The sequence below is a fragment of the Nostoc sp. genome (assembly GCF_036919495.1).
GTDB lineage: Bacteria > Cyanobacteriota > Cyanobacteriia > Cyanobacteriales > Nostocaceae > Nostoc.
The window spans coordinates 1-13,021 of sequence record NZ_JBALBZ010000041.1 but is presented as its reverse complement, the minus strand read 5'-3'; the positions used below and the strand labels follow the sequence as shown (position 1 = coordinate 13,021).

13 protein-coding genes are annotated in these 13,021 nt (G+C 42.2%); 5 read left to right on the top strand and 8 right to left on the bottom strand.

Annotation, left to right across the window (positions count from 1 at the left end; translation table 11 throughout):
• Positions 1 to 906 (top strand): hypothetical protein (locus V7K25_RS05410; protein ID WP_335155790.1); only part of this gene is annotated, 906 nt, incomplete at its 5' end.
• Between the two features lie 72 nt (positions 907 to 978).
• Here V7K25_RS05410 and V7K25_RS05405 read toward each other — a convergent pair.
• The 3 genes from V7K25_RS05405 to V7K25_RS05395 all read right to left on the bottom strand — a co-directional run bounded on the left by V7K25_RS05405 (position 979) and on the right by V7K25_RS05395 (position 3,343).
• Positions 979 to 1,311 carry a DUF6464 family protein gene (locus V7K25_RS05405; RefSeq protein WP_335155788.1) on the bottom strand — a complete coding sequence of 111 codons (333 nt, stop codon included), beginning with the start codon at positions 1,309 to 1,311 and terminating at the stop codon, positions 979 to 981.
• A 238-nt stretch (positions 1,312 to 1,549) separates the two neighbouring features.
• On the bottom strand, positions 1,550 to 2,155 hold the full coding sequence (locus V7K25_RS05400) for a hypothetical protein (protein ID WP_335155786.1): 606 nt from the start codon (positions 2,153 to 2,155) through the stop codon (positions 1,550 to 1,552).
• 162 nt (positions 2,156 to 2,317) lie between these two features.
• Positions 2,318 to 3,343, bottom strand: coding sequence for a 1-acyl-sn-glycerol-3-phosphate acyltransferase (locus V7K25_RS05395; protein ID WP_335155784.1), 1,026 nt, complete (start codon positions 3,341 to 3,343; stop codon positions 2,318 to 2,320).
• Positions 3,344 to 3,833: 490 nt separating this feature from the next.
• Between V7K25_RS05395 and V7K25_RS05390 the strand changes: the two genes are divergently transcribed.
• Positions 3,834 to 4,088 (top strand): helix-turn-helix domain-containing protein, encoded by a 255-nt coding sequence (locus tag V7K25_RS05390; protein ID WP_335155782.1) that lies wholly within the window; start codon positions 3,834 to 3,836, stop codon positions 4,086 to 4,088.
• 1 nt (position 4,089) lies between these two features.
• The gene (locus V7K25_RS05385) at positions 4,090 to 7,758 is read left to right on the top strand and encodes a PAS domain S-box protein (RefSeq protein ID WP_335155780.1); all 3,669 of its coding nucleotides are present in this window, start codon (positions 4,090 to 4,092) and stop codon (positions 7,756 to 7,758) included.
• A gap of 222 nt (positions 7,759 to 7,980) precedes the next feature.
• Here the strand turns inward: V7K25_RS05385 and V7K25_RS05380 are convergent, their stop codons facing one another.
• From V7K25_RS05380 to V7K25_RS05360, 5 genes are all read right to left on the bottom strand, one after another.
• Complete coding sequence (locus V7K25_RS05380) at positions 7,981 to 8,322, bottom strand: type II toxin-antitoxin system VapC family toxin (RefSeq protein WP_335155779.1); 342 nt, start codon at positions 8,320 to 8,322, stop codon at positions 7,981 to 7,983.
• A complete protein-coding gene (locus V7K25_RS05375; RefSeq protein WP_335155777.1) occupies positions 8,319 to 8,657 on the bottom strand; it encodes a hypothetical protein in 339 nt (112 codons plus the stop codon). Before V7K25_RS05375 ends, V7K25_RS05380 begins: the two co-directional genes overlap by 4 nt.
• Before the next feature lie 85 nt (positions 8,658 to 8,742).
• Positions 8,743 to 9,975 (bottom strand): aspartate aminotransferase, encoded by a 1,233-nt coding sequence (locus V7K25_RS05370; RefSeq protein ID WP_335155775.1) that lies wholly within the window; start codon positions 9,973 to 9,975, stop codon positions 8,743 to 8,745.
• Positions 9,972 to 11,165 carry an iron-containing alcohol dehydrogenase family protein gene (locus V7K25_RS05365; protein ID WP_335155773.1) on the bottom strand — a complete coding sequence of 398 codons (1,194 nt, stop codon included), beginning with the start codon at positions 11,163 to 11,165 and terminating at the stop codon, positions 9,972 to 9,974. Before V7K25_RS05365 ends, V7K25_RS05370 begins: the two co-directional genes overlap by 4 nt.
• 649 nt (positions 11,166 to 11,814) lie before the next feature.
• On the bottom strand, positions 11,815 to 12,336 hold the full coding sequence (locus V7K25_RS05360; protein WP_335155771.1) for a Ycf51 family protein: 522 nt from the start codon (positions 12,334 to 12,336) through the stop codon (positions 11,815 to 11,817).
• A gap of 211 nt (positions 12,337 to 12,547) precedes the next feature.
• Between V7K25_RS05360 and V7K25_RS31535 the strand changes: the two genes are divergently transcribed.
• Together V7K25_RS31535 and V7K25_RS05355 are read left to right on the top strand one after the other, a co-directional pair.
• On the top strand, positions 12,548 to 12,688 hold the full coding sequence (locus tag V7K25_RS31535) for a DUF6888 family protein (protein ID WP_442948062.1): 141 nt from the start codon (positions 12,548 to 12,550) through the stop codon (positions 12,686 to 12,688).
• Positions 12,681 to 12,869: a DUF6887 family protein gene (locus tag V7K25_RS05355; protein WP_335155769.1), complete on the top strand. Its 189-nt coding sequence runs from the start codon at positions 12,681 to 12,683 to the stop codon at positions 12,867 to 12,869. The genes V7K25_RS31535 and V7K25_RS05355 overlap by 8 nt, the downstream gene beginning before the upstream one ends.
• Positions 12,870 to 13,021 lie beyond the last annotated feature (152 nt).

Sequence of the window (13,021 nt, the reverse complement as noted above, 5' to 3'; positions counted from 1 at the left end):
ACCTCAGATCCTAGTTGTGCTTCCTTAGGCACAAATCAGGTTATCTGTGCGGGTCTTGGAACCAATAAAGCACTTTTTGTGAATCGGTTTAATGGCATTTCCTGGAGTGGGCCTCAAAGTTTAGGAGGAGTATATACCTCAGATCCTAGTTGTGCTTCCTTAGGCACAAATCAGGTTATCTGTGCGGGTCTTGGAACCAATAAAGCACTTTTTGTGAATCGGTTTAATGGTAGTTCCTGGAGTGGGCCTCAGAATCTGGGAGGAGTATACACCTCAAATCCTAGTTGTTCTTCTTTAGGTACAAATCAGGCTATCTGTGCGGGTCTTGGAACCAACAAAGCACTTTTTGTGAATCGGTTTAATGGCATTTCCTGGAGTGGGCCTCAAAGTCTGGGAGGAGTATACACTTCAGATCCTAGTTGTGCTTCCTTAGGCACAAATCAGGCTATCTGTGCCGGTCTTGGAACTAATAAAGCACTTTTTGTGAATCGGTTTAATGGCATTTCCTGGAGTGGGACTCAAAGTCTGGGAGGAGTATACACTTCAGATCCTAGTTGTGCTTCCTTAGGCACAAATCAGGCTATCTGTGCGGGTCTTGGAACTAATAAAGCACTTTTTGTAAATGGGTTTAATGGCATTTCTTGGAGTGGGCCTCAAAGTCTAGGAGGAATATACACCTCAAATCCTAGTTGTTCTTCCTTAATCCCAAATCAGGCTATCTGTGCCGGTCTTGGAACTAATAAAGCACTTTTTGTGAATCTGTTTAGTGGCATTTCCTGGAGTGGGCCTCAAAGTCTGGGAGGAGTATACATCTCAAATCCTAGTTGTGCTTCCTTAGGCACAAATCGGGTTATCTGTGCCGGTCTTGGAACCAATAAAGCACTTTTTGTTAATAGTGGCCCATAGTTACAACGGTTCTTCTTGAGGGTGAAGGGTAGGATTAGTTCAGGACATCGGATAATATTGCTCTCTCCCCAGTTATGCCCTTCCCCTTTTTTCACTACCAGCTAATTCCTTAGGTTCGTAATGACGACAACCATTACAGGGGCCTTGGGGATTGACAGCACAACGCATATAGCCAGATCGGGCATTAAATTTACAGCTGATATCGCCAATTAGATAACCCACACCTTCTAAATAATAGCGATCGCCTTCTACAGGTCTGACGTTTTGTCGTCCCTGCATCGGTGGAAAATTCATGGCTGCTTGCCTCATCCGTAAGCGCGATCGCGCATGGGTTTTGCGGATCGCCCACAGAGAAATCAGGGACGGTAAAAAACCAACGGCAATCACTAAAAGTGTCTTTAACACCTTCTTTTTACCTCTTCTATGCGCTGATTGATTGTCCCTGATGTTGCACTCTGGTTTTACGGAAGTGCAAATATTAGGGCAGGCTTGCCTACTTCCTACCACAGTTTGTAGCAATTAGCAATAACGATGTGGTGAGTAATTTTGAGGAAGAATTTGCTTCTGCCACTTCAATCAGCATAACTGTTAAAACCTCAGGGGTGATCTGCCGTTGAATGTTGATAATTTTAAGATTTGTTGACTAATACTTTTTTGAAGAAGTGTTTTGGGGAACTCCAAAAAATAAATTATCCCAATTTCTGGACTCAACACTACTGTTTTTCCCCCTGCTCCCTGCCCCCTGCTCCCCTGCCCTAAATGCGATGGGATATTTTTTTAGTTGGAAGTCCCTTGTGTCAGGTTTAGCCCCATTCTTGTTTTTTCTGTGGCGCTGCGATGCTAATCTTTTTTTGGTTTGCTGACGAAGTTGCTGTGCTAGCAGTACGGCTTCCCTTTCGGCTCGGAATAAATCAACTTTTCGTGTTGTCAAAATAAATGATTCGTTAGACTTTCGTTTTACCCAAGGCACGCTAACTGCGAAATACTGACAAATATTTTTGCATAGCTGCTTTATCAAGAATGGGCAAGGTTTTTGAGTATTCAGTGTGTTAGCGATCGCTTTCAACTCTAATATCGCTGCTTCTAACTCTTCTGCCATCTGATTGATGCGTTCGACTTGTGTTATAAAACGCTCGCGTTCACTGATGATTTTTTTCTCTTGGGGTTGCAGTGGCACTATAGCAGTAATTACAGATGTAGGCTGGAACAGCAAAATGGGCTTTTTGTCCGTGTCTTGGATTTTTTTCATACTACCTCAAGCAACGCTAGCTGACTTTTAAAGCATTTTAGCAGCTAAATAGTATATTTGTACTATGCAAATATGATGCTTAAGAGAATAAACGTAACCAAAAAATTGCTGTTAACTTTATTTTTTTTTAAGATTGACTTAAATCCACTAGTAGGATTAAATTTATTTCAATAACTGATTAATTTTAATTTGCAGTTTTTCTCGTAATCGTTGTGCCTGCCGATAAGCTATGTTACGGTCTTTATTTGAATGGTTGTGCAATTCTGCTGGTTCTAAAGGCTGAATAAAGTAGTGCAAGCGAGTTCTCATTGCCCAAACTCCCATTGAAGGAAACATAATTAAGGCAAGCATTAAAGGCGAGATAGGCAAAAATGGTAATTTGACTAGTCGTTGTAATTTTTTGAAATTAACAGCCCAAGGATGTAAAGATTCACTACCAATGCAAACTACTGGCAGAATAGGAATTTGATAGCGATCGCTCAACTTAATAAAACTCACATCAAACTTTTCTAGTTGATAGCGTCTCTTCCAACCTTTCCGAGGGCCCCGGATACCTTCAGGTGCATATAAGATAGTTTTACCTTGAGCCATCGCTGCTTCAAAATTATCGAATTCCGCTCGCACACCACCCAAAACCTGCGACCATTTAGGCGGTAACCACCAAATCATCCAAGGATGCTCAAATAATACAGGACTTGCTAATGGTTTTACCACCCATCCTCTGACTTCACTTAATAAATAACCCAAGGTCAAAAAATCCCAAGGAAAACTCATCCCTGCATGGTTCATTGCTACAATCAATGGCTCTGTTTGCGGCAAGTTTTCGACTTGTTGTAATTGTCCACGAAAATAGTATTTTACAATGGGGCCAAGAACTTCTTTGCGAAAAGCTTGTTGATATTTGGGATCAAATTCACCAACTTCTTTTCGAGGTAAACGAAAACCAAGACGCAACCAACGACTCAGCAGCGCCAGATAAAATCCGCCAGGAATTAAAAATAATCCATATTCGTACCAATTCCAACCATCTGGATCGGTATGATAATGCTGCCAATGACGGTTAAATATAATTAGCCAGCCTGGAGGATACCAAAGACAAAACCAATCAAACCAGTTAAATATATAGTCTTCAAGTGGTGCATTTTCTAGTTGAGTCTTTAGGAGGTTTTCAGAGTCTTGATTAACCAAAAGTAATGATATTATTAATTAAATACAAATTTCCTTTAAATCTTATTATAGCCTTATAGATTTAGCATTGGGATCTTACCTTAGAAGTAAAATTAACTACATGTTTTAAAATAAAAAATATTAAGTATGTTATCAAGTATGAATATATAATACACCAGCCATAGATTTTGAGCGGTGCATGAACTTGGGAGATTTTCAGAGTGCTTATAATAATACTATTCTGGCATCACGTACCTGAAAAAAATTAATTTTTATTTAATAGTCGGCTGATACAGTTATTTTGTTTCAATAGTTTTTGCCGCACCACCTTAAACAGTTAACAGTTATCAGAAGTATGGCAAAGACTTAAATCAGTGAACAGGAATTAATCAAGACTGATAAGTAATATTGGTCTTTAGCCAAAAGATGAAATTGATAATAACTAATGACAGTTTAAATTCTTCCTCAAGCTGGAGACAAATGCCGAGACACCTGTCCTACTCTTCCTATTATGGAACTAGAAAAGTCACTAAAAATTTCAGATTTAATCCGTGAACTTCGGCAGCAACTCGATCTCTCTCAGGAAAAGTTTGCAGCCAAGTTGGGAGTTTCCCTGCGAACAGTTAATCGCTGGGAGAACGGATCTACAGTGCCTTCACAGATGGCACTAAAGCTAATTGAAGAAATGTTACAGAAAATGGGCGAACCAGGCAAAAGACTACTGAAGGAGTATCTCTTAAAAGCGGAGCAACGGGAGGACTCTTAAGATGATGGTGAAAGTACTCGAAAAAATTTTGATGATGCGCTCTTGGTTACTAACCTATGGTGTGATGATTCTGGCAGTCATAGCGGCGCTGCTGCTGACACGACTGTTGTTGCCAGTCTTCGATCCGAGCGTATTTACATTATTTTATGCTGCCGTGGCAATTAGTGCCTGGTATGGCGGCATGGGACTTGGAGTACTAGCGATCGCTCTTTCTGTTACAACTGCTTTCTATTTTTTAATCGAGCCAGTCTACTCGTTCAATTTCCTCAGCTCAAACGTCTTGGTAAGATTAACCTCGTTTTCATTAGTATCCTTGTTAATTACTGCTCTCTCTTCAGAGTTGCGAACTGCTAGACGCAAAGCAGAGACAAGCCTAAAATTGTTGCAAAATAGCGAAATGCGGTTTAGCCGGCTGGCAGAATCCAACATCATTGGGGTTATCGTAACTGATATGAGCAACGGCTCGATCGTAGAAGCCAATGATGCTTTTCTGAAGATGGTTGGCTATACGCGAAAAGACTTTGATGCTAACCAAATAAACTGGCGCGAGATTACCCCACACGAGTATATTCTTTTGAGTGAGCGTTCAGTAGAAGAACTCAGAACAACCAGAGTATGTAAACCCTTTGAGAAGGAATATATCTGCAAAAATGGCGATCGCATTCCCGTTCTGCTCGGTTCTGTTGTCTTGGGAGATAGTCAAGAAACGGTCATTGGCTTCGTTGTTGATTTGAGTGAACGCAAACAAGCCCAAGCGGCATTACAGCAAGCCAATGAGCGGAACACACGCACTCTAGAAAACATGAGTGATGCATTTATTACTTTAGACCGGGACTGGCGAATCATTTACCAAAATGCCGAAGCAGAGCGAATTAACGGCAAATCCCGGACAGAGATTATCGGTAAGTCGTACTGGGAGGAATGGCCTTTATCAGTAGACACTAATGTAGAGCTACAGTACCGAAGGGCGATCGCAGAACAGATTCCCGTCCACTTCGAGCATCACTACTACTTGCCTTCCAAGTATGACCTGTGGCTGGAGATTCACGCCTACCCTTGTGAAGATGGTCTTGACATTTTCTTCCGTGACATCAGCCAACGCAAGCAAGTAGAGAAGGCAGTCCAAGCAAGTGAAGAACGCCTCAAAAGTTTTTTCCAAGCGAATATAGTTGGCATTCTCTTTGCTGATGTGAATGGTAGGATCACTGAAGCCAACGACGAGTTCTTGCGAATTGTGGGCTATACCCAAGCAGATATTCAGTCAGGCAGACTATGCTGGACTGATATCACACCTCCTGAGTACCAATATTTAGATGAACTGGCTATTGCCGAGGCAACAGCGAAGGGAACCTGTACTCCTTATGAGAAGGAATGCATTCGCAAGGATGGTTCTATTGTCCCGGTTGTAGTTGGTTACTCTCTGTTAGGCGAATCTCAACAGAACTCAGTTGCATTCATTCTGGATATTAGCGATCTCCAGCAAGTTAAAAAAGCGCTGAGTCAGAGTCAAGAGCGATTTCAAGCTTTTATGGACAATATTCCCGCCGCAGCGTGGATTACGAATGCAGACGGACGTGTACTTTACCTCAGTCCAACTTATCTGAGTACATTCGATGTAGCAACAAATAAGGCGATTAATAAAAATATTTTTGACCTATACCCAGCCCAAATCGCTCAACCCTTCCTCGATAACATTAGAATGGTTTCCCAGACGAATCAGGTTGTTGAAGCGATCGAGTCTGCCCCACGCACAGATGGCACCCTTGGCGAATTTTTGGTATATAAGTTTCCCATTGCCGATGCATCTGGGCAACGCCTGGTAGGAGGGGTTGCAGTTGACATCACCGAACGCGAACGCGCCCTTCGGGAACGCCAGCTTGCAGAACAAGCCTTGCAAGATCGCAGTGAAAGACTCAAACTGCTCTCTGAAACAACCAGCGATTTGCTTTCAACCGAGCGCCCCTTGGATCTAATGAATAGCTTGTTTAGCAAACTCTCGGCGCAGATGGATTTGCATTTTTACTTTCACTATTTAATTGAGACACACGAAAATAAGCAGAAACTTCGGTTAGTAGCTTGGAACGGCATTAGTGATGAAGTATTTCAAGCAATTGAATACCTGGAATTTAATCAAGGAATGTGCGGGCTAGTGCTGCAAGAACGCCATCAAATTGTCGTCAATGATGTGCTGCACTCTACTCATCCAAATGCCGACATCCTCAGAGATTTGGGAATGACAGCTTATGCCGGTCAGCCTTTAATTGCTCAGGGAAAGGTGCTTGGCGTTCTCTCCTTTGCCAGTTGCACCCGTACCCGCTTCACTTCTGGGGAAATTGCTCTATTACAAGCAACCTCCGATCAGGTCGCGGTTGCTCTGGAACGCGCTCAGTTGATGGATTCGTTACAGCAGCAAAAAGAGCAATTAGTCCAAGCTAACCGGATCAAAGATGAATTTTTGGCGGTTCTTTCCCACGAACTTCGCACACCGCTAAACCCGATTCTGGGATGGTCGAAGTTACTGCAAACTAAAAAGTATGATGAAGCAACCACCACTCGCGCTCTCGAAACCATTGAGCGCAATGCCAAGCTTCAGACGCAACTAATTGAAGATTTGTTGGATGTCTCTCGCATTTTGCAAGGTAAACTCAGTCTGAATATTACTCCTGTGAATCTGGAAACTGCGATCGCATCTGCAATAGAAACTGTCCGTGTAGCTGCCCAAGCCAAATCTATCAATTTGCGATTTACAATTTTAGATTTTGGATTACAAAATTCTCATAGAAATTTAGATATCGATTTTAACAAGCAACCTGACAATCTAAAATCCCAAATTCAAGTTGCGCTTCCAGCGTCCGAAAGGTGCGATCCAAAATTTCTAGTAACTGGTGATTCAGGCCGCTTGCAGCAAGTTATCTGGAATCTACTTTCCAATGCTATTAAGTTTACACCCCCAGGTGGACAGATAGAAATCAGTTTAGAGTGTATTGGTTCTCAGGCTGAACTTCGAGTCAGTGATACAGGTAAGGGAATTAGCCCAGATTTTTTACCATTCGTATTTGACTACTTCCGACAAGCTGATGGTGCAACTACCAGAAAATTCGGCGGACTGGGATTAGGATTAGCTATTGTCCGTCACATCGTAGAGCTACATGGTGGCACAGTTAAGGCAGAAAGTTTCGGCGAAGAACAGGGAGCAACCTTTACAGTCATGCTACCTCTAATGAAGACTCATTTTAATAGTCATCAAATTGATAGACAACTTGATGATTCACCCGATCTAAATGGGGTGAAAGTTCTCCTTGTGGATGATGAACGTGATACGCGAGAGTTAATTGCTTTCATTCTAGAGCAGTCTGGCGCGGTAGTAATGCAGACCGCATCTGCTATGGAAGCACTACGAATCATACCTGAGTTCCAGCCAAATCTGCTCTTAAGCGACATTGGAATGCCGGAAGTAGACGGCTATATGCTGATGCGTCGAATCAGAGCTATGTCACCAGAACAAGGAGGGACAATTCCAGCGATCGCTCTTACAGCTTATGCAGCTGAGGCTGATTCCCAACAGGCAATCGCCGCCGGATTTGGGCAGCATATCACCAAGCCTGTGGAACCAGCTAAATTAGTTCGAGCGATCGCTAACTTGATTTATAGTTGTAGCAATCTGCGATAGCTCCCCAACAACTTTTACCAAGTCAAGGATCTGGACACCGCAAATTTTATCAAACTAATAATTTGTTAGTTATCTGTGGCCATTCTTATTGGAAAATTCCGATGATTGCTTTAGAAAATGGTATCCAAGTCATTAAAGCAGATAGCCATATTATCGTACTTCAGGCGAAGAAATAATATCAAGTCCCTATTAAGATATAAAATTGAGCGATCGCAGTTAACATCAAGGCAGAAATTTTTTTACATCAGAATAGGCAAGTATTTTTTCATCTACACTCACCAAAGGAACATCATACATTCTTGCTGTTGAAACGATAATTCTATCGGCTGGATCTTTATGAAAATTACCTGGAATAGAGTATGAATCAATGGCAATTTGGGGAGTAATTGATAGAAGAATTACTCCCTCTTGTGCCAAAGCAATATCGAACCATTCTTGAATCGAACAGGGAAGAATTAACTTATTTTGGGTAACAAGTCTGCTAATCTCTAACAAACTTATGGAGCAAACACCTAAACCATGAGGTCTTTCCCTATTTATTGCTTCACGGTGGGGAGGAGTCAACTTTGAATCATTGTGATTCCACCAAACCCAAATATGAGTATCAAGAATGATCGCAAATCGTTCACTTCATAATTTTGATTTATTTCCCAATCATCATCAGAAATAACGGGTTCATTAGGATCTGCCAAATAAGCATAGGGTTGCATTTTTCCAAGCGGATTAACGGCAACTTTGGTTTTATTTTCCGAATAATTGCTGATTTGCCCCAACTTTTCTTGGATACTTTCACTCAAAATAGAAGAAGCTAGTTCTTCAACAGACATTTTTTTTAAAGCCGCAGCTTTAATTAGAGATTCTTGAGTTTTTTGACTGATGTAAATATTAGTACCAATCATTGTTAACTCTTTCTATTTTGTTACATTATACCAAACACGATCAGCAATCATTTTAGTCATGTAATGTTAGGTTTCCTTCCTCTAATCAACTGACGAGATCGGCGATCGCTCCTGAAGGAGAAACTACGCTTTCAGGTTGGTAGCGGATGCCAGCTTGCTTAAAGCGATGTAAAACTTCACCCAAGCGATCGCAGTCGGCAATCAAACTGATCCTTACATAACCCTCACCTGCAACCCCAAAGGCATTACCTGGAGTAAGAACAACACCAGTTTGCTGCAACACATTCAAGGCAAAATCCGTGGAACCCATACCTACAGGACACTTCACCCAAAGATACATAGTCGCCTTGGTTTTGGGGATATCCCAACCCAACTCTCCTAACCCTTGAATCAGGAAATCGCGGCGGGTACGGTAGCGTTGTTGTACTTCGTGCAAATACACATCTGGCAATTGCAAGGCGGTTTCGGCTGCTGTTTGTAATGCTGCAAAAATGCCGTAATCCAAGTTAGTTTTCAGTGTCCGTAAACCTTGAATTACATGGCGATTACCCACCACAAACCCAACGCGCCAACCAGCCATATTATAGGTTTTAGATAAGGTGTGAAATTCTACACCAATTTCTTTCGCGCCGGGAATTTCTAGCAAGCTAGTGGGTTGATAGCCATCAAAAGCTAACTCGGCATAACACAAATCATGCACCAGCAAAATTTCATATTTGCGCGCGAAGGCAACGATTTCTTCAAAAAATTCGCGGGGTGCTGTGGCAGCAGTGGGATTGCTGGGATAGTTGAAATAGAGCATTTTAGCTTGTCTTGCAACCTCATCTGGAATTGCCGCTAAATCAATTAACCAGTCATTTTCTGGTTTGAGGATCAAGCTGTGAATTTTTCCGCCTGCGATTGCTGGCCCCCGAAAATGGGCGGGATAAGCTGGGGAAGGAACTAGAACTAAATCGCCAGGGTTAACGTAGGCGATCGCTAAATGAGTTAATCCTTCTTTAGAACCGAGTAGCGGTAAAGCTTCACTATCAGGATCGAGAACCACACCATAACGGCGATGATACCAGTTGGTAATCGCCTTGCGGAAACTAGCAGTCCCTTCAAAAGGGGGATAACCATGATTAGCAGGATCTTTTAAAGCTGCAATCGCAGCTTCTACAACTAGTGCTGGTGTTGCACCATCAGGGTTTCCCATACCCAAATCAATTAAATCTAACCCTTGTTCCCGCGCTTTAGCTTTTAATTCATCTAAACGGGCAAATACATAGGGCGGCAGTTTTTGTATACGTTCTGCTGGGACAATCCAATTTAAACTCATGCTTCAACCTCGTCACTGATTCCCTTGGGCGAAACTCGATTTATAGTATCTCTACTATCTATAGGTGCAGTGGTAGAAACCATTGCTGCCATCAACTGTTCTGGCGCGACTTTAAACGGAAGTCGATGGATGTCAGAATTAGGAACTAGGGCAATTTCGGCGGCTGTTTGTAACTCGCCTAATGTAATATTGCCCAATCCCAGATCGCTTAATTTTTTGGGTAGTCCAATTTCTGTGTAGAACTTTAACAACTGTTGCCGTGCTGATGCTGCTAGTTGATTGCCTTGTAGCATTTCTTCTAAACGCAGTTGTACCAAAATTCCAAAAGCAACTTTTTCGCCATGAATACTGCCATGCCCTGAAATGTGCGTTAAACCATTATGCACGGCATGGGCCGCAACTGTGCGACACTGCGCTCCTCCCAGACCTCCAACTACCCCAGCTAATAAAACAGTCGCGTCTACGACTTCTCGCCAAACCTCACTACCTGGTTCTTTCAGGGCTGCGGCTGACTTTTGCAACAAGATATCTCGCAAAACTCGCGCTTGTTGCACCGCCGCAATAATTAAAGTGTCTTGCAAATGCCCACTGCTAACCGAGGCTTCATACCACTTAGCGATCGCATCACCAATTCCAGCTACCAAAGTGCGTTGTGGTGCAGTTTTAATCAAGTCATAATCAAGTATCAATAAATCGGGACAACGAGACAGCCCCACATCGTAAAGAAACGCCCCATCTTCGGAATAAACATTCGACAGGGCACTCCAAGCTGCACAGGTAGATGCTGATGTCGGAATTGTCACCACTGGCAACTGTAACTGATGCGCGACTAATTTCGCCGTATCTAAGGCTTTGCCACCGCCAAGACCGATAATTACATCAGCTTTATGTTCTTTTGCTTTCTTCTCTAAAGATTTCAGGCTAGCTTCACAGCAATCTGCACTGTATGAAGCTTGGGCAGTATGTAACTGTTGGGTTTCTAAAACTGGGAGCAAATTTTTTCGGCTGATGGCGAGAGTAGAATCACCTGCCACAACTAAGGGACGACTTCCCAAACAAGCGATCTCTGCTGCGGCTGCTTGCAACACCCCAAAACCACGGATTACTTTTGCTGGGGCAACTGTGAGCGTAAATAATGAACTAGAGGTTTGAGTAGACAAAGAAGGTTGAGTAGAAATTTGATTAGACATATAATCTAGTTTGCCAAAACCTTGATATTTCTTAATCTAATAGACTGGTGACAAGGAATACTTGTTGCAAAACTTTTTTTGGATGGCTCCAACCTTACACCCGACTCATTTGGATATGAGCCAAGCAATAAACTAGACAGAGTAGTTTCACGAAGTTGCTTGAATCTATAATGCCCATTAGCCTGAAATTCCGAACTATCAAAGTTTTGAATAACCGTATAATTAATTAACATTACCATTCTCAGATTCTCAAGAAAAGGGATTGAGAACTGAATAATCTGTCAATAGTCAGTCATTCCAGCTATGGATGGGTGCTTAGGAGCGAACATTTATCTGTACGCCCCGACAGATGATTCATTTGCTGCAAAGACTTGTGAAAATGTCAACAGTGGTAATTAGGATAACAACTGACAAATTATAATTGCCAGTACCCACTACCCGCACTCTAATTAACTTTTTCCCAAAGTTTAACCACTAAAAGTGTGAATATCTTAATCTAAAAATAACCATTAATGTATCGGTAAATACAAAATAAATTATGTCATCCTGGTAACAGGTGAATTCTTACCGAGTCAGGTAGGAGGCAGGAGGAAAACTGCCTTGGAGCTTTCGGATACTCTAGCTTTGCTCTACCCCTGCGCCCTGCCTCTTAAGCCGTAGGTTTTGGCAATTGGGCGAATTTTTCTGTATAAATTTCGATTGCGATCGCAGAATTTTCACGAGAAACGAGCGATCGCTTGGCTTCACCCAAGTAAACTGGTACAGAAGCCCCTAATTCTGGGTGGATAATGGTACGAGCGCGAACTGTCAACTTGTCCTCTTGCCGTGTACCTGAGCGACCAGAAGAAAACAGATTACTAACTGCTTGACGTAAAGTTGCATCTAATTGTGTGGGTGTAATTTGAGGTGATGTGGCAATCACCGCTTGTGTTGACCCATTGTCATAAACTAAAGTGTAATGGGCTGCTCCTGGAATCACAGTCCGACTCAAGGGGACTATCGAGAGTGCAAATAAACCACTCGTCAGCACCAGCATAAAGCCAGTCGTACCCACCAGCCGAAAGCGGATGCCCCATTTGAGAATAAAAGCAAAAACTGTTAAGGCAGCAAATAGCAAGGTAGCTATACCTGACCATTGGGTGTACTGAAGAAAGTTAGCTGTTGTGAGCATAAGGTTGGTTATGGATGCGTCTTTTTTTCGTTACCGACACACCCATTTTACCGAGAGCTTACACCATACTGGTTATCGCAGTCTTTGACTTTTGACACTTCGACTTCGCTCAGTGTTAACTTTTGAATTCTGCCTTAATACCAATTCTGTATGAAAATGCACATAATTAGTCCCCCCAAAACATCGGGGGGACGGCGTAGCCGGGGGGTAAATATATGCAGTATGCAGCTTCACAAATAAACGGTATAAGGTACTAGTTATCTTTGATGAGCGAACAAATAACATCGTAGTAATAGCAGGTGAAGAGACAGTTGTAGTAATTAATCCAGAAGCAGAGGTTGATTATGAATAAGCCTAACTTTAGAGAAATAACACGCAAGCAATTACGAGATTATATTTTACAAAATCGTGGCGATACCGAAGCAATTCACGCCCTAGCATTACACGTTCAGTCTAATGACAAACGTCTAAATTCAGTAGATGAACTACAACCAATCATCCAAGAAAAACGTAACCAAGGTTTAGAGCCATAGCTAAAAAACAAATCATCACTCCGTTATTAAGCTATGTAATTTTATTAAGTTGTAGCGAATAACTGGAGTTTAGACTAAAAGCGATAAGAGAGAACGCAAATCAAAAGGAATTAGAGGTTAAAAATATTCTCAAGTCAGCCTTAAAGCATCCT